The following is a 21,384-nucleotide window of genomic DNA, read 5'->3' on the forward strand; positions in this document are numbered from 1 at the left end:
CTTCGGGAATCGGCGTCCATATACCTATCTGCGCCGCCAAACGGAACGATCCTACGTGAGAGTCAGACAGCCCCTGCTTGCTCTTCTGCTACTCGCCGCGTTCCTGGGCGGCTGCTCCAGCTTCGACGTTCAGCGTGTACCGAGCCAGGCACTGCCGGCTGCAGACTCCGCATTCGGCCGCTCGGTCCAGGCGCAAGCCGCACCCTACAACGGTCAATCGGGCTTTCGCCTGCTATCGGACAGCACCGAGGCCTTCACCGCCCGTGCCGAACTGATCCGTAACGCCCAAAGCAGCCTCGACCTGCAGTACTACATCGTGCACGACGGCATCAGCACGCGCATGTTGATCGCGGAGTTGCTCAAGGCCGCCGACCGGGGCGTGCGGGTGCGGGTACTGCTCGACGACACCGCCAGCGACGGCCTGGACCGGGTGATCGCGACCCTCGCCGCGCATCCGAACATCCAGATCCGCGTGTTCAACCCGTTGAACCTGGGCCGCAGTACGGGTGTGACGCGCACCGCGGGCCGGCTGTTCAACCTGTCGCAACAGCATCGACGCATGCACAACAAGCTGTGGCTGGCGGACAACAGCATGGCCATCGTCGGCGGGCGCAATCTGGGGGACGAGTATTACGATGCCGAGCCCAACATGAATTTCACTGACATCGACATGCTCGGTGTCGGCCCGGTCGCCGAGCAACTCGGGCACAGTTTCGACCAGTACTGGAACAGCGCTCTGAGCAAGCCGATCGACGAATTCCTGTCGAGCAAACCCACACCCCACGATCTGGAAAACACCCGCACCCGACTGGAAGAGTCCCTGGCCGAAACGCGTAAACAGAATCACACGCTCTACAAACACCTGATGACCTTCACCACCCACCCACGCCTGGACATCTGGCGCCGCGAACTGATCTGGGCCTGGAGCCAGGCATTGTGGGATGCGCCAAGCAAGGTACTAGCCAAGGGCGAGCCCGATCCGCAATTGCTGCTGACCACGCAACTCGCACCTGAACTCAATAACGTCAGCAAAGAGCTGATCATGATCTCGGCCTACTTTGTGCCCGGCCAGCCGGGGCTGGTGTACCTGACCGGGCGCGCCGATGCCGGCGTATCCGTGAGTTTGCTGACCAACTCACTGGAAGCCACGGACGTTCCCGCCGTGCACGGTGGTTACGCGCCCTATCGCAGGGCGCTGCTGGAGCACGGTGTGAAGCTGTACGAATTGCGTCGCCAACCCGGCGACGGAGGCGGCAGCGGTAGTGGGCCGCATCTGTTTTCCAGTAGCGCCTATCACGGCTCCGACTCCAGCCTGCACAGCAAGGCGATGATCTTCGACCAGCAGAAATCCTTTATCGGCTCTTTCAATTTCGATCCGCGCTCGGTGCTGTGGAACACCGAAGTCGGCGTGCTGGTGGACAGCCCGGAATTGGCCGCACGGGTCCGTGAACTGGCGCTACAGGGCATGGCGCCGGCCCTGAGTTATCAGGTGGAGCTGGAAAACGATCAGATCGTCTGGACCACCGAAGACAACGGAAAGATGCACACCCTGACCAAGGAGCCAGGGAGTTGGTGGCGGCGTTTCAATGCGTGGATGAGCAATACGGTTGGGCTGGAGAAGATGCTGTAACGCTCGGCCGTCACCATTGTCCCGATGCCCATCAGGCTGGCTGAGCGGTACCAAAAGCCCCTTGCCGCGACACCACAATCAACACACCCAAGGCCCCCACCGCCATCAGCAACGGCAACGCATGGCCGTTGATCCACTGGCTGCCGGCTCCCGCCAGCAGCGGCCCGATCAGACAACCAATCCCCCACAGCTGTGCAATGTGCGCGTTAGCCCGCACCAGCGCATCGTCACGATAACGCTCGCCGATCAGGATCAGTGACAAGGTGAACAAGCCGCCGGCACTGGCGCCGAACAGCACCCACAAGGGCCAGATCAGCAGTGTGTCGATCAGCAGCGGGATTGCCAGGCTCGACACCAGCAGGACCACCGCACAACCGGTGAACAACGCCCGTCGCGACAAGCGATCGGCCAACGCACCGATCGGCAATTGCAGCACCGCATCGCCGACCACCACTGTACTGACCATCGCCAGGGCGATCTCCGTGGTGAAGCCCTGGCGCAGGCAATAGACCGGCAACAGCGTCAGGATCATCGCCTCGAACGCGGCGAACAGCGACACCGCCCAGGCAATCGCCGGCAAGCCTCGACAGAACGCGAGCAGATCACTGAAGGTCACGCTGCTGGCTTCACTGCTCGGCGCACCACTGCGGCCCAGCAACAGGAACGGAGCAGCCATCAGCAAACCGACGCCCACCCAAAAACCATAGTCATGCTCGGTACCGAGGAAGCCCAGCAACACCGGCCCGGCCAGCTGACTCAAGGCGTAGCTGCTGCCATACAGCGCCACCAGCCGCCCGCGCCATTGCTCGACCACCAGTTGATTGATCCAGCTTTCACCGATGATGAATACGAGAGTCAGGATCACCCCGATCATCAGCCGCAGCACCAACCAGACCGGATAGCTCGGCAACAGCGCCAGCAAACCGATCGAAACCGCCCCGGCCCACAGGCACAGGCGCATCAGGTTGGCCGTGCCGAATCGCGCCGCCAGATGACTGGAGATTTTCGCCCCCAACAGGACGCCGATGGCCGGCATCGCCGCCATCACGCCAATGGCAAACGAGCCGTAGCCCCAACTTTCCAGACGAAACGACACCAGCGGCATGCTGACACCCAAGGCCAGGCCGACACTCAGGACAGATGCCAAAACGGCGAAATAAGTCGCCCAACGCATGTTCCACGCTCCTGTGGATAATCATTGTTTTTACAGACGGTACAAAACACTGTGGGAGCGAGCCTGCTCGCGATGACGGAGCAACACTCAACATTTTCGTCGACTGTCACACCGCTATCGCGAGCAGGCTCGCTCCCACAAGGGATCTGTGTCGTTTCAGGAGGCCTGCTCTAAAACAGGCCTCCCTTAACGCTTACAACTTGATCCAGGTCGCCTTCAGCTCGGTGTACTTGTCGAACGCGTGCAGCGACTTGTCGCGGCCGTTGCCGGACTGCTTGAAGCCACCGAACGGGGCGGTCATGTCACCGCCATCGTACTGGTTGACCCACACGCTACCGGCACGCAATGCGCGGGCGGTGAGGTGAGCCTTGGAGATGTCGGTCGTCCAGACCGCAGCGGCCAGGCCGTACGGTGTGTCGTTGGCGATCGCGATGGCTTCTTCGGCGCTGTCGAATGCGATGACCGACAGTACCGGGCCGAAGATTTCTTCCTGGGCGATTTTCATCGCGTTGCTCACACCGTCGAAAATCGTCGGCTCAACGTAAGTGCCGCCAGTTTCCTGGAGCGTACGCTTGCCACCGGCCACCAGCTTGGCGCCGTCGGCATGACCCGATTCGATGTAAGACAGCACAGTGTTCATCTGCTGGGTATCGACCAGCGCGCCAACATTGGTCGCCGGATCCAGCGGGTTGCCCGGCTTCCAGGTTTTCAGCGCTTCGATCACCAACGGCAGGAATTTGTCCTTGATCGAACGCTCCACCAACAGGCGCGAACCGGCGGTGCAAACCTCGCCCTGGTTGAAGGCGATGGCGCCGGCTGCGGCTTCGGCAGCGTCTTGCAGGTTCGGTGCATCGGCGAACACGATGTTCGGGCTCTTGCCGCCGGCTTCGAGCCAGACGCGTTTCATGTTCGATTCGCCCGAGTAGATCAGCAGTTGCTTGGCGATCTTGGTCGAACCGGTGAACACCAGAGTGTCGACATCGTTATGCAGGGCCAGGGCCTTGCCGACGGTGTGGCCATAACCTGGCAGCACGTTCAGCACGCCTTTCGGAATGCCGGCTTCGACAGCCAGTTCGGCGATGCGGATGGCGGTCAGCGGGGATTTTTCGGACGGTTTGAGGATCACCGAGTTACCGGTGGACAGCGCAGGACCGAGTTTCCAGCACGCCATCATCAGCGGGAAGTTCCACGGCACGATGGCGCCAACAACACCCACCGGCTCACGGGTCACGAGACCCAACTGATCGTGCGGGGTGGCTGCCACTTCGTCATAGATCTTGTCGATGGCTTCGCCGCTCCAGCTCAGGGCTTGCGCCGCGCCGGGAACGTCGATGTACAGGGAATCGCTGATCGGCTTGCCCATGTCCAGGGTTTCAAGCAGGGCCAGCTCTTCGGCGTGCTGTTTCAGCAGGCCGGCGAAACGGATCATGGTGGATTTGCGCTTGGTCGGCGCCAGGCGCGACCAGACACCGGAATTGAAAGTGGCGCGAGCGTTTTCCACGGCGCGCTGGGCATCGGCGGCATCACAGCTGGCAATCTTGCCCAGCAGACGGCCATCGACCGGGCTGATGCACTCGAACGTCTCGCCGGAAACGGCGTCGGTGTATTCGCCATTGATATAGGCGCGGCCTTCGATTTTCAGGTCGCGGGCACGTTGTTCCCAGTCGGCACGGGTCAGGGTGGTCATGCGAGTGTCCTCCTCTTATTGAATACGACACCCGCGTTCTTCGCGGGCGCTGTCAGGAATTCTGCCCGGCCAGCCTGCTGTTCGGCCCAAGGCATCCACCACCCTAAACCAGCCGCACATGAAGTTTCAATATATTTGACATAACGCGGGTAAACGACCTTGCGATGTTCATTTTAATAAACATAGACTTTGGGTCTGACCAACCACTCGCGCCGTAATCACGGAGGGATAACAACAATGAACATCCAGAACGTCGTCGACTTCAGCCAGGCTACCACCGCCGCAGAACGCTACCGTCCAGACCCGACCAAAGTGCTCAAGGGCGACCCGGAGCAAGCGGTTTACAACCACTACAACAGCCCTTGTGGTCAGTTGAACGCCGGGGTGTGGGAAGGCGCCATCGGCCAGTGGACGGTGAACTTCACCGAACACGAATACTGCGAAATCGTGCAGGGGGTTTCGGTGCTGCGTGACAGCGACGGCAATGCCAAGACCCTGCGCGCAGGCGACCGCTTCGTGATCCCGGCCGGGTTCAAAGGCACCTGGGAAGTGCTGGAACCGTGCCGCAAGATCTACGTGGCGTTTGAACAGAAGGCTTAGCACTAAAGTGCTGTGACTTGATCAGATTGAAGTGCTATCCGCTTTTTCAAGCACAACAAAAAAGGCCCGTATCTCGCGATACGGGCCTTTTTCGTAAGAGGGAAAAATCAATTACTTGATTTTGCCTTCTTTGTAGATCACGTGCTTGCGAACAACCGGATCATATTTCTTGATCTCGATTTTGTCCGGGGTAGTACGCTTGTTCTTGTCGGTAGTGTAGAAGTGACCAGTACCGGCGCTCGAAATCAAACGAATCAATTCACGCATGATTAGCTCCCTTAAACCTTGCCATCGCGGCGAAGTTCGGCCAGCACGACAGTGATGCCACGCTTGTCGATGATACGCATGCCTTTGGCAGATACGCGCAGACGCACAAAACGTTTCTCTTCTTCAACCCAGAAGCGGTGATGCTGCAGGTTCGGCAGGAAACGACGACGGGTTTTGTTGTTTGCGTGGGAAATGTTATTCCCAGTCACCGGACCCTTACCGGTAACTTGACATACTCTAGACATGCCTCAGCCCTCTAAAACCACATGCCCAACCCGGCATGGGTTGGCCGCTTAATCTCTCAGTCATTTGGCGCCAGGCGCCGCGTTTCTTTAGAGGTCTTACCGGCTACACCTACAGTGAAGGAACCGGGCCCCTAGAAAAGAGCGCTGCTTTATACCAGAAAGACTGGAGAGCAACAACATTCAGTGTGCGTTGAATTCACAAAAACCCCGTTTTCCGGGCTCCGAGCGCCTTGGACAAAGGCTATCGTCGATGGCGACCGCTCGTCGCAGAGAATCGGCCAACCGGCCAAATCAGGATTCTGCTCGCCCGCCTCACAGCAAATTGAGGCGCTATAGTCCCCTCAAAATGAAAAAGGGGATAGTCATTTGCAAAAGAGCCCACTAGGGTAAGACTTTTCCAGACTGCACTTGCAGATGGGCCTTCGATCTGTAAAGGAAGCCGACCATGCGCCTCGCTGCCCTACCGCTGTTGCTCGCCCCGCTTCTGCTGAGCCCCCAGACCTTTGCCGCCGCCCTGAGCGTCTGCACCGAGGCCAGCCCTGAAGGCTTCGACGTGGTGCAGTACAACTCACTGACTACCACCAACGCCTCGGCCGATGTGTTGATGAATAGCCTGGTGGACTTTGACACGGCCAGCGGCAAAGTGGTCGCCAGCCTCGCCGACAGCTGGGAAGTCAGCCCCGACGGCCTGACCTATGTCTTCAAGCTGCACCCGCAGGTGAAATTCCATCGCACCGAGTACTTCACCCCCACGCGCGACCTGAACGCCGAAGACGTGATTTTCAGCTTCGACCGCATGCTCGACCCGGCCAATGCGTGGCACAAAGTCGCCCAGAGCGGCTTTCCCCATGCGCAATCGATGCAATTGCCTGCACTGATCAAGAAGATCGATGCACTCGATCCGCAGACCGTGCGCTTCACCCTCGACCATCCGGATTCGACCTTCCTGGCGACCCTGACCATGGGTTTCGCCTCGATCTATTCAGCCGAATACGCCGACAAACTGATGAAGGCCGGCACACCCGAGAAGCTCAACAGCCAGCCGATCGGCACCGGGCCGTTCGTGTTCACCCGCTTCCAGAAGGACGCCTCGGTTCGCTACAAAGCCAACCCCGAATACTTTCGCGGTAAACCTTCTGTAGACCCGCTGATCTTCGCCATCACCCCGGACGCCAATGTGCGCCTGCAGAAATTGCGCCGTAACGAATGCCAGATCGCCCTGTCGCCCAAGCCTCTGGACGTACAGGAAGCGCTGAAAGAACCGACGCTGAAAGTCGAAAAGACTGACGCGTTCATGACCGCATTCGTCGGCATCAACAGTCAGCATCCGCCACTGGACAAGCCTGAAGTCCGCCAGGCCATCAATCTTGCCTTCGACAAGGCCAACTATGTCAAAGCCGTGTTCGAAGACACTGCCGAGGCGGCCAACGGCCCGTATCCGCCCAACACCTGGAGCTACGCGAAAGGTCTGCCGGGTTACCCTCACGACATCGCCAAGGCCAAAGCCTTGATGGCCAAGGCCGGGTTCAAGGACGGCTTCCAGACCACCATCTGGACCCGCCCTTCCGGCAGCCTGCTTAACCCCAACCCAAGTCTTGGCGCTCAACTACTGCAGTCTGACCTCGCGGAAATCGGCATTCAGGCCGAAATCCGCGTGATCGAATGGGGCGAACTGATCCGCCGCGCCAAGGCCGGTGAGCACGACTTGCTATTCATGGGCTGGGCCGGTGACAACGGTGACCCGGACAATTTTCTCACGCCGCAGTTTTCCTGCGCTGCGGTCAAGTCCGGCACCAACTTCGCCCGCTATTGCAATCAGGATCTGGACAAACTGATCAGCGCCGGCAAGACCACCGGCGAGCAAGGTGTGCGCAGCAAGCTCTACGAACAGGCCCAGGCGCAGATCCAGCAGCAGGCGCTATGGCTGCCACTGGCCCACCCGACGGCCTTCGCGCTGACACGCAAGGATGTCGAGGGGTACTCCGTCAGCCCGTTCGGCCGGCAGGATTATTCCAAGATCAGTATCAAATAACCCAACCACCACACAAAACCCTGTAGGAGCGAGCTTGCTCGCGATGGTCGTGAACGATAGCGCGGGTAGCCAGACACCCAGCAGCGTTCTCGGGTTTATCGCGAGCAAGCTCGCTCCTACAGGGGCCATGCACTACATCCACCCATACTCAGCCATCGACAACGGATCGCCGTCGCCGATGATGAAATGGTCGAGTACCCGCACATCAATCAACTCCAACGCCTTTTGCAGGCGCTTGGTCAGCACCCGGTCGGACTGACTGGGGTCGGTATTGCCCGACGGGTGGTTGTGGCAGAGGATCAATGCCGCTGCGTTGTTGGCCAAGGCGCGCTTGACCACCTCTCGCGGATGAACGCTGGTGTTGTCGATGGAGCCGCGGAACAGCGTCTCGAACGCTAGTACCTGATGCCTGGAATCGAGAAACAGACAACCAAACACCTCGTGTGGCTCGTGGCGCAGCATCGATTTCAGGTACTCGCGAACCGCGTGCGGATTCTCCAGTGCCGACTTTTGGCGCGCACGCTCGGCCAGGTGACGCCTGCTCATTTCTTGCGCAGCCTGCAACTGTGCAAATTTGGCCGGCCCAAGTCCCAGCTGCTTGCTGAATGTTTCCTGATCGGCCTCAAGCAGCAAACGCAGGCTGCCAAACTGATTCAACAGGTGTCGCGCCAGATCTACTGCACTCCTGCCCACCACGCCCGTGCGTAGAAAGATCGCCAGTAATTCGGCATCCGAAAGGCTTCCCGCGCCCTGTTCAAGCAACCTCTCCCGCGGCCGCTCCGCCGCCGGCCAATCGCGAATACTCATAACACCTCCCTGTCTGTGGGCGCCGCTGCTCCGTAGCGGTCGCTGTGATATCGTAGCCCATCTTTTTTGCGGGCGATTTCACTCCTGGGGAGGGGGTATCGCCATGCAGTCATCAACGAAATGAAAGGCAGGCCTATGCAGCGGCTGTATCGGAAACGCATTGTTCTGGGCGTCGGCGGCGGAATCGCTGCCTACAAGAGCGCCGACCTGGTTCGCCGCCTGATCGATCAGGGCGCCGAAGTGCGCGTGGTCATGACCCGTGGCGGCGCAGAGTTCATCACCCCGCTGACCATGCAGGCCCTGTCCGGGCACCCGGTCCACCTGGACCTGCTGGACCCGGCGGCCGAAGCGGCCATGGGCCACATCGAGCTGGCCAAATGGGCTGACCTGGTGCTGATCGCCCCCGCCACGGCGGACCTGATCGCCCGCCTGGCCCAAGGCATTGCAGACGACTTGCTGACCACGCTGGTATTGGCCACAGACGCCGTCGTTGCTGTTGCCCCCGCCATGAACCAGGCCATGTGGCGCGACCCGGCCACCCAAGCCAACCTGCAAACCCTCGAAAGCCGCGACATCAAGGCCTTCGGCCCGGCGTCCGGCAGTCAGGCCTGTGGTGACGTGGGCCTGGGACGCATGCTTGAAGCCACTGATCTGGCCCAGTGCGCCGCCGACTGCTTCCAGCGTCAGGCACTGACCGGTAAACATGTGCTGATCACCGCCGGTCCGACCCAGGAAAACATCGATCCGGTGCGCTACATCACCAACCACAGCTCCGGGAAAATGGGTTTTGCCCTGGCCGAAGCCGCCGTGGAAGCCGGTGCCCGCGTAACCCTGATCACCGGCCCCGTGCACCTGCAGACCCCGGATCGCGTTACCCGCATCGACGTGGTCAGCGCCCGCGACATGCTCGCTGCCTGCGAAGCGGCGATCCCTTGCGACCTGTTCATCGCCTCGGCAGCGGTTGCGGACTACCGTCCGGAAGTCGTCGCCCCGCAGAAACTCAAGAAAGATCCTACGAACGGCGACGGCTTGTTGCTACAGATGGTGCGCAACCCGGACATCCTTGCCACCATCGCCACCCGCCCTGACCGTCCGTTCAGTGTCGGTTTCGCCGCCGAGACCGAACACCTGCTCGATTACGCTGCACGCAAGTTGAAAGACAAGAACCTCGATCTGATCGTCGCCAACGACGTCGCCAACCCGAGCATTGGCTTCAACAGCGAAGAAAACGCCTGCAGCGTCATCGATCGCGAGCTTCACGCCACACTTTTCGCCCAGACCAGCAAGAGCAAGATTGCTCGTCAGCTGATCACCTTTATCGCCGAACGTCTGAACCAGGTTTAATTTACATGCACGCTTTGCAAGCCAAGATCCTCGACCCCCGCATCGGTACCGAATTCCCGCTGCCGCAATACGCCACACCGGGCTCCGCCGGCCTCGACCTGCGCGCCATGCTGGAACAGGACACCGTGATCAAGCCGGGTGAAACCGTACTGATCCCCACCGGCCTGTCGGTCTATATCGGCGACCCGAACCTGGCGGCGCTGATTCTGCCGCGCTCGGGGATGGGCCATAAGCACGGCATCGTGCTGGGCAACCTCGTGGGACTGATCGACTCCGACTACCAAGGCCCACTGATGGTTTCCTGCTGGAACCGTGGCCAGACCGAGTTCACCATGCCAGTTGGCGAGCGCCTGGCGCAACTGGTGCTGGTGCCGGTGGTGCAGGCTCACTTTGAGATGGTTGAAGAGTTTGTCGAAACCGAGCGCGGCACTGGCGGTTTTGGTCATACCGGTACCCGTTGATCCGGTCACGCTCTTCTTGTGGCAGGGGGATCTGACTCCCTCACCACAAAATTCAAATTGTCATCTGCAAGGTTTAGCTCCGAAAATCAAGGCATTGCCCGGCTAAACCCTTGCCGTCACGGGCATCATGGCCCTTTCACAGCACGAACTCTCTGCGGAAAACGCCGTCATACCCTTCAGTTTGAACCTGCTGCCGAATGAGTCGGCGGCCTGTCCAGCCACTTTCGAGATGGAGCATTTCCACAGATGAACACCCCGGCCAAAGTCGCACCCAAGTTCCCTGACAGCATCTTCCGCGCCTACGACATCCGCGGCACCGTCCCGGAATTCCTGAACGCCGAAACCGCTTACTGGATCGGCCGCGCCGTCGGCTCCCAAAGCCTGGCCCAGGGCGAGCCAAACGTTTCCGTCGGTCGCGATGGCCGTCTGTCCGGCCCGGAGCTGGTCGCGCAGCTGATCAAAGGCATCGCCGACAGCGGCTGTCACGTCAGTGATGTCGGCCTGGTCCCGACTCCGGCGCTCTACTACGCCGCCAACGTACTGGCCGGCAAATCCGGCGTGATGCTCACCGGCAGCCACAACCCGTCGAACTACAACGGGTTCAAGATCGTCATTGCCGGCGACACCCTGGCCAACGAACAGATCCAGGCCCTGCACGACCGCCTCAAGACCAACAACCTGAGCAGCGGCCAGGGCAGCATCACCCAGGTCGAGATCCTCGACCGCTACAACACCGAAATCGTCCAGGACATCAAGCTGGCCCGTCGCCTGAAGGTGGTCGTCGACTGCGGTAACGGCGCGGCCGGCGTGATCGCCCCGCAACTGATCGAAGCGCTGAACTGCGAAGTCATCCCGCTGTTCTGCGAAGTGGACGGCAACTTCCCGAACCACCACCCGGACCCGGGCAAGCCTGAAAACCTCGTGGACCTGATCGCCAAGGTCAAGGAAACCAACGCTGACATCGGCCTGGCCTTCGACGGCGATGGCGACCGCGTCGGCGTGGTGACCAACACCGGCAGCATCGTCTACCCGGACCGCCTGCTGATGCTGTTCGCCCGCGACGTCGTGGCGCGCAACCCGGGCGCCGAGATCATCTTCGACGTCAAATGCACCCGTCGCCTGATTCCGCTGATCAAGGAATACGGTGGCCGGTCGTTAATGTGGAAGACCGGTCACTCGTTGATCAAAAAGAAAATGAAACAATCCGGCGCCCTGCTGGCTGGTGAAATGAGCGGGCACATCTTCTTCAAGGAGCGCTGGTTCGGTTTCGACGACGGCATTTACAGCGCCGCGCGGTTGCTGGAAATCCTCAGCAAGGAAAAATCCTCGGCCGAAGAGTTGTTCGCGACCTTCCCGAACGATATTTCTACGCCGGAAATCAATATCCATGTGACCGAAGAGAGCAAATTCAGCATCATTGATGCATTGCACGATGCGCAGTGGGGCGAAGGCGCCGACCTGACCACCATTGACGGCGTGCGAGTCGACTATGCCAAAGGCTGGGGCCTGGTACGCGCATCCAACACCACACCGGTGCTGGTGCTGCGTTTCGAGGCCGATGACGAGGCTGAATTGCAACGCATCAAGGACGTTTTCCACGCCCAGCTGAAGCGTGTTGCACCTGATCTCCAACTACCGTTCTGATTCACCCGGAGCCCTGAATGACCCTCGAACGCGAAGCCGCCGCCAACACCGCCAAGGTCCTGTCCGAAGCGCTGCCTTACATCCGCCGTTATGTCGGCAAGACACTGGTGATCAAATACGGCGGCAACGCGATGGAAAGCGAGGAGCTGAAAACCGGCTTCGCCCGCGACATCGTGCTGATGAAGGCCGTGGGCATCAACCCGGTGGTGGTTCACGGTGGCGGCCCGCAAATCGGTGACCTGCTCAAGCGCCTGTCGATCGAGAGCCATTTCGTCGACGGTATGCGCGTCACCGACGCGGCGACCATGGACGTGGTGGAAATGGTCCTCGGCGGCCAGGTCAACAAGGACATCGTCAACCTGATCAACCGTCATGGCGGCAGCGCCATCGGCCTGACCGGTAAAGACGCCGAGCTGATTCGCGCGAAGAAGCTCACCGTTACCCGCCAGACGCCGGAAATGACCACCCCGGAAATCATCGACATCGGCCACGTGGGCGAAGTGGTCGGGATCAATACCGACCTGCTGAACCTGCTGGTCAAGGGTGATTTCATCCCGGTGATCGCGCCCATCGGCGTCGGCGCCAACGGCGAGTCGTACAACATCAACGCTGACCTGGTGGCCGGTAAAGTCGCCGAAGCGTTGAAAGCCGAGAAGCTGATGCTGTTGACCAATATCGCCGGCCTGATGGACAAATCGGGCACGGTCCTGACCGGCCTGACAACCCAGCAAGTCGACGACCTGATCGCCGACGGCACCATCTACGGCGGCATGCTGCCGAAGATCCGTTGCGCACTGGAAGCGGTCCAGGGCGGCGTGGGCAGCTCGCTGATCATCGACGGTCGCGTTCCAAACGCGATCCTGCTGGAAATCTTCACCGATACCGGCGTGGGCACCTTGATCAGCAATCGCAAGCGTCCTTAATCGCTAGCGCATACAAAAAGACCCCGCTCGGCCTGGCTGAGCGGGGTCTTTTTACTTGTGTCGCTTTCCCTGTGGGAGCGAGCTTGTTCGCGATAGCTATTTATCAGCCGACATAGCCGTCGACTGACACTCCGTCATCGCGAGCAGGCTCGCTCCCACAGGGGAATGCAGTTACACGCCGAACTGGGCGCGGTACGCTTCCACGGCTGGCAGATGCTGTTTGAGCTGCGGGTCATCCGCCAGGAATTCCAGCACCTGGTTCAGCGAAACGATGCTGATGACCGGGATGCCGAAGTCACGCTCGACTTCCTGGATCGCCGACAACTCGCCATTGCCACGCTCCTGACGGTTCAGGGCGATCAGCACGCCGGCGGCCTTGGCGCCGTCCTGGGAGGCGATGATCTGCATCACCTCACGGATCGCGGTGCCAGCGGTGATCACGTCGTCGATGATCAGAACGTCGCCGGTCAGCGGTGCGCCAACCAGGCTGCCGCCTTCGCCGTGGGCCTTGGCTTCCTTGCGGTTGAAGCACCATGGCAGGTCACGATTGTGATGCTCGGCCAGGGCCACGGCGGTGGTCGCCGCCAAAGGAATGCCCTTGTAGGCCGGGCCAAACAGCACGTCGAAGGCAATGCCGCTCTCGGCAATGGCAGCGGCGTAGAAGCGACCCAGCTGCGCCAGGGCCGAACCCGAGTTGAACAGGCCCGCGTTGAAGAAGTATGGACTGGTGCGTCCGGACTTCAGGGTGAACTCACCGAAGCGCAAAACGCCGCGATCGATGGCAAAACGGATGAAATCGCGCTGATACGCTTGCATGAAAAAACCCCAAATACCACGGATTTAGCTAATTAGCTTGACGCCGTGTATCATACACGCACGCGATTTTTGGGGCCATTTATGCGGATCATCAGTGTGAACGTCAATGGTATTCAGGCTGCAGTCGAGCGTGGTTTGCTCAGTTGGCTGCAGGCACAGAATGCCGACGTCATCTGCCTGCAGGACACCCGCGCCTCCGCCTTTGAACTGGACGATCCAGCCTTCCAACTGGATGGATACTTCCTTTATGCCTGCGATGCCGAAGTTCCCGCCCAAGGTGGCGTGGCTTTGTATTCGCGGCTGCAACCGAAGGCTGTCATCAGCGGTCTCGGTTTCGAGACGGCCGACCGCTACGGGCGCTACCTGCAAGCCGATTTCGACAAGGTCAGCATCGCGACCTTGCTGCTCCCTTCGGGGCAGAACGGCGATGAAGACTTGAACCAGAAGTTCAAGCTAATGGACGACTTCGCCCGTTATCTGGATAAACAGCGACGCAAGCGTCGCGAGTACATTTATTGTGGCTCGCTGTACGTGGCGCAACAGAAGCTGGATATCAAGAACTGGCGCGACAGCCAGCAATCTCCGGGCTTCCTGGCACCTGAACGTGCCTGGATGGACGAGATTGTCGGCAACATGGGTTATGTCGACGCCCTGCGTGAAGTCAGCCGTGAAGGCGACCAGTACAGCTGGTGGCCGGACAACGAACAGGCGGAGATGCTCAACCTCGGTTGGCGCTTCGACTATCAGTTGCTGACCCCTGGCCTGCGCCGCTTCGTACGTAGCGCACGCCTGCCACGCCAGCCGCGGTTCTCGCAACACGCGCCGCTGATCGTGGACTACGACTGGACGCTGACCATTTAAGCGTCGTTTCGCAGACACAAAAAAGCCGACAGCAATGTCGGCTTTTTTGTGGGTACTTGTTTTTGCTTTTCTGTGGGAGCGAGCTTGCTCGCGATGACGATGTATCAGATACCGATGCAGTGGCTGTCAGAACGCTATCGCGAGCAGGCTCGCTCCTACAGGGGATCTTCGTTGATCGTTATTTGATCAACCGCCAGGTGAACGGGTACCGGTAAGGCTGCCCTTCATTGGCCTTCACCCCGGCGATGATCGTCAGCACCAGCGCACCGATCGCGACCAAGCCAAACAGGAAGAACCCGATTATCACCACCATCAGCAGGAAACAGATAGCCGAGGCGATCGCCACGGTTAACTGAAAGTTCAGTGCTTCCTTACCCTGAGCATCGATGAACGGGTCCATCTCGCGCTTCATCTGCCAGAGAATCAGCGGGCCGATGATCGTGCCAAACGGAATCCAGATCCCCAACAAGGCGGACAAGTGACAAAACATCGCCCACTGGCGAACCTCACGACTCGGCGCAGGCAGCGGCAATTGCTCATCACTCATAACGCCCTCCTTGTGTAGTGCAGTCCGGTCAGTCGGCCAGTGCGGCCTTTTGCAGTTCGAAGATCTCGCTCATGCCTTTCTTCGCCAGTTCCAGCATGGCGTTCAGCTCTTCTGGCTGGAACGGCGCGCCTTCGGCAGTGCCCTGGACTTCGATGAAACCGCCAGCGCTGGTCATCACCACGTTCAGGTCGGTCTCGGCGGCCGAGTCTTCCAGGTAGTCGAGGTCGAGCACAGGCTCACCCTTGTACATGCCCACGGAAACCGCAGCGATCATCTGCTTGACCGGGTCGCCGCCCTTCAGGCCGCCACGCTTCTTGATGACTTTCAAGGCGTCGATTAGCGCAACCATGGAGCCGGTGATCGAAGCCGTGCGGGTGCCACCGTCAGCCTGGATCACATCGCAGTCGACGTACAGAGTGACATCGCCCAGCTTGGACATGTCCAGCGCAGCGCGCAGGGAGCGACCGATCAGACGCTGGATTTCCAGGGTGCGACCGCCTTGCTTGCCACGGCTGGCTTCACGCTGGTTACGCTCGCCGGTAGCGCGCGGCAGCATGCCGTACTCGGCGGTCAGCCAGCCCTGGCCCTGACCTTTCAGGAAACGCGGTACGCCCGGTTCAACGCTGACGGTGCAGATGACCTTGGTATCGCCGAACTCGACCAGCACAGAACCCTCGGCGTGTTTGGTGTAGTTGCGGGTGATGCGGATCGAGCGGAGCTGATCGGCAGCGCGACCACTTGGACGTATCATAGGGAGTACCTGTACTGGGGACGGAAAACTGCGGAGCATTATAGAGCCGACGGCCGCCACTGGGCACTTCTAAAAAATTCCGCCGACGACCGAGGGCTCTGTACCGCGCGTCGATGCAGGCCTGCCGTGTTTTGTCACACCGTGTGTTTGGGCGCATCCGCGCCACTGCGCTACAATCCTGCGCCTTTGCTGCCAGTCGGCTTTAATTCATTGATATCGGATTCCCGGAACCTCGGTTCTGTGCCGATCCGCCTTGCGAGGTACCTCCATGGTGCACAGCATGACCGCCTTCGCCCGCGTCGAGAAAGCCGGCGTCCAGGGCACCCTGAGCTGGGAACTGCGGTCGGTCAACAGCCGCTACCTGGAACCGCACCTGCGTCTGCCTGAGTCCTTTCGCGACCTTGAGGGCGCCGTTCGTGAGGCCCTGCGCCAGGGCGTATCCCGGGGCAAGCTTGAATGCACCCTGCGTTTCACCGAAGAAAATACAGGCAAAGCACTGCAAATCGATCAGGAGCGCGCAGCGCAACTGGTCGCCGCCGCCGAGACCATCGCCAGCCTGATCAAGAGCCCGGCAGCGCTGAACCCGCTGGAAGTCCTGGCCTGGCCCGGCGTACTGGTAGGTGACGCCACCGATCCGCAAGCCTTGAACGCCGAGGCGCTGGCACTGTTCAACCAAAGCCTCAAGGAACTGAAAGCCGGCCGCGAGCGCGAAGGCGCCGAACTGGCGCGGCTGATCAACGAACGCCTGAGCTCCATTGAAGAAGACGTGGTGACCCTGCGCGAACTGGTCCCGCAAATGCTCGCCACCCAGCGCCAGAAAGTCCTCGACCGCTTCGCCGACATGAAGGCCGAGATGGACCCGCAGCGCCTGGAGCAGGAAATGGTCATGCTCGCGCAAAAAAGCGACGTCGCCGAAGAACTGGATCGCCTGAGCACTCACATCATCGAAGTTCGCCGGGTGCTCAAATCCGGCGGCGCCGCCGGTCGGCGCCTGGACTTCCTGATGCAGGAACTCAACCGCGAAGCCAATACACTGGGCTCCAAAGCCTTCGACCCGCGCAGTACCCAGGCGGCGGTCAACCTCAAGGTGTTGATCGAGCAGATGCGCGAACAAGTGCAGAATATTGAGTAAGGCTACCCCCGACATGACACACAGCACCGGCACCCTGTACATCATTTCCGCCCCTTCGGGCGCGGGCAAAAGCAGCCTGGTCAAGGCCCTGACCGACGCCAATCCGGAGATCCGCGTCTCGGTCTCCCATACCACCCGCGCCATGCGCCCGGGCGAAGTGGATGGCGTGAACTACAACTTCGTCGCGCGCGAACAGTTCGTGAAGATGATCGAACACGGGGATTTCCTCGAGCGCGCCGAAGTCTTCGGCAATCTCTACGGCACTTCGCAAAGCCACCTGCAGCAGACCCTGGACGAAGGCCACGACCTGATTCTGGAAATCGACTGGCAAGGTGCCGAGCAAGTGCGCAAGCTGATGCCTCAGGCCCGTTCGATCTTCATTCTGCCGCCGTCATTGCAGGCCCTGCACCAGCGCCTGACCAATCGCGGCCAGGACAGTGACGAAGTAATCGACGGCCGGATGCGCGAAGCCGTGAGCGAAATGAGCCACTATGTCGACTACGACTACCTGATCATCAACGACGATTTCGCCCACGCGCTGCACGATCTGAAGGCGATTTTCCGCGCCAATCAGCTGATTCAAAAGCGTCAGCAGCAGCGTCACGGCAAATTGCTGGCTGAATTGCTCGGTTAATCAGCTCTTCCCAAAACCGCTGCAAGGGCTTTACATTGGCACTTGTAGCGCGTTGAAGGGCTTGGTCAAAAAATCAGCGCTTCCCTAAACGCTGGTGATTTTTTAAACTGTCGAGTCCGCTCGCCCATCCGGGCAGCGCGCATATTGCATTTGCTACGAGGAAGACCATGGCCCGCGTAACCGTTGAAGACTGCCTAGAACACGTGGATAACCGCTTTGAGCTGGTCATGCTCTCTACCAAGCGTGCCCGTCAACTGGCCACCGGCGGCAAAGAGCCGAAAGTAGCATGGGAAAACGACAAGCCTACCGTCGTCGCCCTGCGCGAAATCGCTGAAGGCCTGATCGACTACGCAGCTATCGCCGAAGCCGAAATCGTTGAAGATGAACCGCTTTTTGCTGCATTCGAGGACGAGTCCAACGAGGCCGTCTAAGCCTATGCCTGGTCGACGTAGCACGGCGCGGGATAAAAGCTTACGGCAGGAGACATCATGCCGAGCATAGACGCCCTCGCCGATCGCTTATCGACCTACCTCGGCAAAGACCAGGTCAACCTGGTCCGCCGAGCGTATTTCTACGCCGAACAAGCCCACGACGGCCAACGCCGCCGTAGCGGTGAGGCGTACGTCACGCATCCTCTTGCCGTGGCCAATATTCTTGCCGACATGCACATGGACCATCAGAGCCTGATGGCCGCCATGCTGCATGACGTGATCGAAGACACCGGTATCGCCAAGGAAGCGCTGCAAGCGCAGTTCGGCGAAACCGTGGCCGAACTGGTCGATGGGGTCAGCAAACTGACCCAGATGAACTTCGAGACCAAAGCTGAAGCCCAGGCCGAAAACTTCCAGAAAATGGCCATGGCCATGGCGCGCGATATTCGCGTGATCCTGGTCAAGCTGGCCGACCGCCTGCACAACATGCGCACGCTGGAAGTGCTATCCGGCGAAAAACGCCGGCGCATCGCCAAGGAAACCCTGGAAATCTATGCGCCCATCGCCAACCGGCTGGGCATGCACGCCATCCGCATAGAGTTCGAAGACCTCGGCTTCAAGGCCATGCACCCGATGCGTTCCGCGCGGATCTACCAGGCGGTCAAGCGCGCCCGGGGCAATCGCAAGGAAATCGTCAACAAGATCGAAGAATCCTTAAGCCACTGCCTGGCCATCGATGGCATCCAGGGCGAGGTCAGCGGCCGCCAGAAACACCTCTACGGCATCTACAAGAAAATGCGCGGCAAGCGTCGGGCCTTCAACGAGATCATGGACGTCTACGCGTTCCGGATCATCGTCGACAAGGTCGATACCTGCTACCGCGTGCTGGGTGCTGTACATAACTTGTATAAACCGCTGCCGGGGCGCTTCAAGGATTACATCGCGATCCCCAAGGCCAACGGCTATCAGTCGCTGCACACCACGCTGTTCGGCATGCACGGTGTTCCGATCGAGATCCAGATCCGCACCCGTGAAATGGAAGAGATGGCCAACAACGGCATCGCCGCCCATTGGCTGTACAAATCCAGCGGCGATGAGCAGCCCAAAGGCACCCATGCCCGCGCCCGCCAGTGGGTCAAGGGCGTGCTGGAAATGCAGCAACGTGCTGGCAACTCGCTGGAATTCATCGAAAGCGTGAAGATCGACCTGTTCCCGGACGAGGTCTACGTGTTCACGCCCAAAGGCCGGATCATGGAGCTGCCCAAGGGTTCCACGGCGGTCGACTTCGCTTACGCGGTACACACCGACGTGGGCAACAGCTGCATCGCCTGCCGGATCAATCGTCGTCTCGCGCCGCTGTCCGAACCGCTGCAAAGCGGCTCCACGGTCGAGATCGTCAGCGCCCCCGGCGCGCGGCCGAACCCGGCCTGGCTCAACTTCGTGGTCACCGGCAAGGCGCGCACGCACATTCGCCATGCGCTGAAACTGCAACGCCGCTCCGAATCCATCAGCCTCGGCGAGCGCTTGCTGAACAAGGTCCTCAACGGCTTTGACAGCTCGCTGGAGAAAATTCCGGCCGAACGCGTCAAGGCCATGCTCGTCGAGTACCGTCTCGAACTGATCGAGGATTTGCTCGAAGACATCGGCCTGGGCAATCGCATGGCCTATGTAGTGGCCCGTCGACTGCTGGGCGAAGGCGAACAGCTGCCAAGCGCGGAAGGCCCGCTGGCGATTCGCGGCACCGAAGGTCTGGTGCTCAGCTACGCCAAGTGTTGCACGCCGATCCCGGGCGACCCGATTGTCGGCCACCTGTCCGCCGGCAAAGGCATGGTCGTGCACCTGGACAACTGCCGCAATATCAGCGAAATCCGCCACAACCCGGAAAAATGCATCCAGCTCTCGTGGGCCAAGGATGTCACCGGCGAATTCAACGTCGAGCTGCGCGTCGAGCTGGAACACCAGCGCGGCCTGATCGCCCTGCTGGCCAGCAGCGTCAACGCCGCCGACGGCAACATCGAGAAAATCAGCATGGACGAACGCGACGGTCGCATCAGCGTGGTCCAGTTGGTGGTCAGCGTGCACGACCGCGTGCACCTGGCCCGCGTGATCAAGAAACTGCGCGCCTTGACCGGGGTGATTCGCATCACCCGCATGCGCGCCTAAGCCCCTAATTACAAGGAGTCCTACATGACCAAGACTGTTATCACCAGCGACAAGGCCCCGGCCGCCATCGGTACTTACTCCCAGGCGATCAAGGCTGGCAACACCGTTTACATGTCGGGTCAGATTCCCCTGGACCCAAAAACCATGGAACTGGTCGAAGGCTTCGAAGCCCAGACCGTCCAGGTGTTCGAGAACCTCAAGGCCGTGGCTGAAGCCGCCGGCGGTTCGTTCAAGGACATCGTCAAGCTGAACATCTTCCTCACCGACCTGAGCCACTTCGCCAAGGTCAACGAGATCATGGGCAAGTACTTCGACCAGCCTTACCCTGCCCGCGCCGCCATCGGCGTAGCAGCCCTGCCAAAGGGTTCGCAGGTTGAAATGGATGCCATCCTGGTCATCGAGTAATGCGTACGGCGCAGCCTCGAGCTGCGCCGACTGCTCTGCTGTAAAGAATGCCTGAAAGGATTCCACCCATGCGCAACGCGCTTGCTCTCTCGCTGCTCGCCCTGTTTCTGGGCGGATGTGCCAGCAACCCTGCCGACCGCGACATCAGCGGCACCTGGATCAACCAGGTAGCGATCGATGCTGCCGCCAAAGGCGTCCCCTTGCGTGAAGCGCTCCAGGCCTATGGCCCGAACCTGGAATGGGACATCAACACCAAAGCCGGTCAGGCCCGCTACACCAACGGTTTTGAAAATGTCGACGGCAAGCTGCTGGGTGAACAGTCCGGTGCCTGGAGAGTCGACTTTTATGGCAGCTCGGCCAGCGAGCTGAAGCGTGACGGCAAGCAACTGAGCCAGTCCGCCAGCGACAATGAGCCTGAGCAAGTCTTCGACCGCGTACAGATCCAGGTACCGGATGGCGCACCGATGGGCGCCAGCTTCGAACGTGCGCTGTATTCCGCCTACATGGGCGGCGGCTGGACAATCGTAAACGGCCCGGGCGAAGGCAACACAGTTCAATTCCAGCCCGACGGCCAGGTGACCGGCCTGCCAGGCAGCGATCGCTATGCGTTGTGCCTGGCCGGTGATTGCGCCTCCATGAGTGGCGGCAATGACAACATGTGGCTGCAGCTCAATGGCCAGGGCAACGCCTGGATCTTTGCGCGCAAGGGCAAGGAGCTGGAGATTTTCCAGACCGTGAACACGGCACAGGCGGACGAGATGCCCTCGTTCACCCCGGGTGAGCGCAAGTGGTTGCTCGAGAAGCAGTAAGCAACGCATTACCCCTGTAGG

General features: G+C 60.2%; 21 protein-coding genes and 1 pseudogene. 14 read left to right on the forward strand and 8 right to left on the reverse strand.

Going from position 1 to position 21,384, the window contains the following annotated elements:
• The first annotated feature begins 55 nt into the window (after positions 1-55).
• Complete coding sequence (locus BSF44_RS10145; RefSeq protein ID WP_095943391.1) at positions 56-1,630, forward strand: phospholipase D family protein; 1,575 nt, start codon at positions 56-58, stop codon at positions 1,628-1,630.
• Positions 1,631-1,661: 31 nt separating this feature from the next.
• On the opposite strand, the gene BSF44_RS10150 is transcribed toward BSF44_RS10145, so the two are convergent.
• Both BSF44_RS10150 and BSF44_RS10155 read right to left on the reverse strand, forming a co-directional pair.
• Positions 1,662-2,804 carry an MFS transporter gene (locus tag BSF44_RS10150; RefSeq protein WP_095943392.1) on the reverse strand — a complete coding sequence of 381 codons (1,143 nt, stop codon included), beginning with the start codon at positions 2,802-2,804 and terminating at the stop codon, positions 1,662-1,664.
• A 193-nt stretch (positions 2,805-2,997) separates the two neighbouring features.
• Entirely contained in the window at positions 2,998-4,491 is a 1,494-nt protein-coding gene (locus tag BSF44_RS10155; protein ID WP_095943393.1) for an aldehyde dehydrogenase, read from the reverse strand.
• A gap of 237 nt (positions 4,492-4,728) precedes the next feature.
• Here BSF44_RS10155 and BSF44_RS10160 point away from each other — a divergent pair, with 237 nt between their 5' ends.
• Positions 4,729-5,091, forward strand: coding sequence for a cupin domain-containing protein (locus BSF44_RS10160; protein ID WP_095943394.1), 363 nt, complete (start codon positions 4,729-4,731; stop codon positions 5,089-5,091).
• Positions 5,092-5,202: 111 nt separating this feature from the next.
• On the opposite strand, the gene rpmG is transcribed toward BSF44_RS10160, so the two are convergent.
• The gene (rpmG, locus tag BSF44_RS10165) at positions 5,203-5,358 is read right to left on the reverse strand and encodes a 50S ribosomal protein L33 (RefSeq protein WP_003177274.1); all 156 of its coding nucleotides are present in this window, start codon (positions 5,356-5,358) and stop codon (positions 5,203-5,205) included.
• 11 nt (positions 5,359-5,369) lie between these two features.
• The gene (gene rpmB / locus BSF44_RS10170) at positions 5,370-5,603 is read right to left on the reverse strand and encodes a 50S ribosomal protein L28 (RefSeq protein WP_007975166.1); all 234 of its coding nucleotides are present in this window, start codon (positions 5,601-5,603) and stop codon (positions 5,370-5,372) included.
• 445 nt (positions 5,604-6,048) lie between these two features.
• Here rpmB and BSF44_RS10175 point away from each other — a divergent pair, with 445 nt between their 5' ends.
• The gene (locus tag BSF44_RS10175; RefSeq protein WP_095943395.1) at positions 6,049-7,635 is read left to right on the forward strand and encodes an ABC transporter substrate-binding protein; all 1,587 of its coding nucleotides are present in this window, start codon (positions 6,049-6,051) and stop codon (positions 7,633-7,635) included.
• A gap of 132 nt (positions 7,636-7,767) precedes the next feature.
• Here the strand turns inward: BSF44_RS10175 and radC are convergent, their stop codons facing one another.
• Positions 7,768-8,442, reverse strand: a complete 675-nt coding sequence (gene radC, locus BSF44_RS10180; RefSeq protein ID WP_095943396.1) for a DNA repair protein RadC — start codon at positions 8,440-8,442, stop codon at positions 7,768-7,770.
• 135 nt (positions 8,443-8,577) lie between these two features.
• Here radC and coaBC point away from each other — a divergent pair, with 135 nt between their 5' ends.
• The 4 genes and pseudogenes from coaBC to argB all read left to right on the forward strand — a co-directional run bounded on the left by coaBC (position 8,578) and on the right by argB (position 12,814).
• Positions 8,578-9,786 carry a bifunctional phosphopantothenoylcysteine decarboxylase/phosphopantothenate--cysteine ligase CoaBC gene (gene coaBC / locus BSF44_RS10185; RefSeq protein ID WP_095943397.1) on the forward strand — a complete coding sequence of 403 codons (1,209 nt, stop codon included), beginning with the start codon at positions 8,578-8,580 and terminating at the stop codon, positions 9,784-9,786.
• A gap of 5 nt (positions 9,787-9,791) precedes the next feature.
• Positions 9,792-10,247 carry a dUTP diphosphatase gene (dut, locus tag BSF44_RS10190; RefSeq protein ID WP_007975171.1) on the forward strand — a complete coding sequence of 152 codons (456 nt, stop codon included), beginning with the start codon at positions 9,792-9,794 and terminating at the stop codon, positions 10,245-10,247.
• A 267-nt stretch (positions 10,248-10,514) separates the two neighbouring features.
• Positions 10,515-11,891: pseudogene (locus tag BSF44_RS10195) on the forward strand (phosphomannomutase/phosphoglucomutase); the annotation flags it as partial.
• A 17-nt stretch (positions 11,892-11,908) separates the two neighbouring features.
• The gene (gene argB, locus BSF44_RS10200; RefSeq protein ID WP_008047078.1) at positions 11,909-12,814 is read left to right on the forward strand and encodes an acetylglutamate kinase; all 906 of its coding nucleotides are present in this window, start codon (positions 11,909-11,911) and stop codon (positions 12,812-12,814) included.
• Between the two features lie 171 nt (positions 12,815-12,985).
• Here argB and pyrE read toward each other — a convergent pair whose 3' ends face one another.
• Entirely contained in the window at positions 12,986-13,630 is a 645-nt protein-coding gene (gene pyrE, locus BSF44_RS10205) for an orotate phosphoribosyltransferase (RefSeq protein WP_008047079.1), read from the reverse strand.
• A gap of 81 nt (positions 13,631-13,711) precedes the next feature.
• Between pyrE and BSF44_RS10210 the strand changes: the two genes are divergently transcribed.
• Positions 13,712-14,491, forward strand: a complete 780-nt coding sequence (locus BSF44_RS10210) for an exodeoxyribonuclease III (protein WP_003176915.1) — start codon at positions 13,712-13,714, stop codon at positions 14,489-14,491.
• A gap of 178 nt (positions 14,492-14,669) precedes the next feature.
• Here BSF44_RS10210 and BSF44_RS10215 read toward each other — a convergent pair whose 3' ends face one another.
• Together BSF44_RS10215 and rph are read right to left on the reverse strand one after the other, a co-directional pair.
• The gene (locus BSF44_RS10215; protein WP_095943399.1) at positions 14,670-15,038 is read right to left on the reverse strand and encodes a DUF4870 domain-containing protein; all 369 of its coding nucleotides are present in this window, start codon (positions 15,036-15,038) and stop codon (positions 14,670-14,672) included.
• Between the two features lie 28 nt (positions 15,039-15,066).
• On the reverse strand, positions 15,067-15,789 hold the full coding sequence (gene rph, locus BSF44_RS10220; protein ID WP_095943400.1) for a ribonuclease PH: 723 nt from the start codon (positions 15,787-15,789) through the stop codon (positions 15,067-15,069).
• Positions 15,790-16,057: 268 nt separating this feature from the next.
• On the opposite strand from rph, the gene BSF44_RS10225 reads away from it, so the two are divergent.
• From BSF44_RS10225 to BSF44_RS10250, 6 genes are all read left to right on the forward strand, one after another.
• A complete protein-coding gene (locus BSF44_RS10225; RefSeq protein WP_095943401.1) occupies positions 16,058-16,921 on the forward strand; it encodes a YicC/YloC family endoribonuclease in 864 nt (287 codons plus the stop codon).
• Positions 16,922-16,934: 13 nt separating this feature from the next.
• Positions 16,935-17,555 (forward strand): guanylate kinase, encoded by a 621-nt coding sequence (gene gmk, locus BSF44_RS10230; RefSeq protein ID WP_095943402.1) that lies wholly within the window; start codon positions 16,935-16,937, stop codon positions 17,553-17,555.
• Between the two features lie 167 nt (positions 17,556-17,722).
• Complete coding sequence (gene rpoZ / locus BSF44_RS10235; RefSeq protein WP_007921129.1) at positions 17,723-17,986, forward strand: DNA-directed RNA polymerase subunit omega; 264 nt, start codon at positions 17,723-17,725, stop codon at positions 17,984-17,986.
• 57 nt (positions 17,987-18,043) lie between these two features.
• Positions 18,044-20,149: a bifunctional GTP diphosphokinase/guanosine-3',5'-bis pyrophosphate 3'-pyrophosphohydrolase gene (spoT, locus tag BSF44_RS10240; RefSeq protein ID WP_095943403.1), complete on the forward strand. Its 2,106-nt coding sequence runs from the start codon at positions 18,044-18,046 to the stop codon at positions 20,147-20,149.
• A gap of 24 nt (positions 20,150-20,173) precedes the next feature.
• Positions 20,174-20,554 carry a RidA family protein gene (locus BSF44_RS10245; protein WP_003229509.1) on the forward strand — a complete coding sequence of 127 codons (381 nt, stop codon included), beginning with the start codon at positions 20,174-20,176 and terminating at the stop codon, positions 20,552-20,554.
• A 68-nt stretch (positions 20,555-20,622) separates the two neighbouring features.
• Positions 20,623-21,363, forward strand: coding sequence for a hypothetical protein (locus BSF44_RS10250; protein ID WP_095943404.1), 741 nt, complete (start codon positions 20,623-20,625; stop codon positions 21,361-21,363).
• Positions 21,364-21,384 lie beyond the last annotated feature (21 nt).

The sequence above is a fragment of the Pseudomonas sp. ACN8 genome, assembly GCF_002303925.1.
GTDB lineage: Bacteria > Pseudomonadota > Gammaproteobacteria > Pseudomonadales > Pseudomonadaceae > Aquipseudomonas.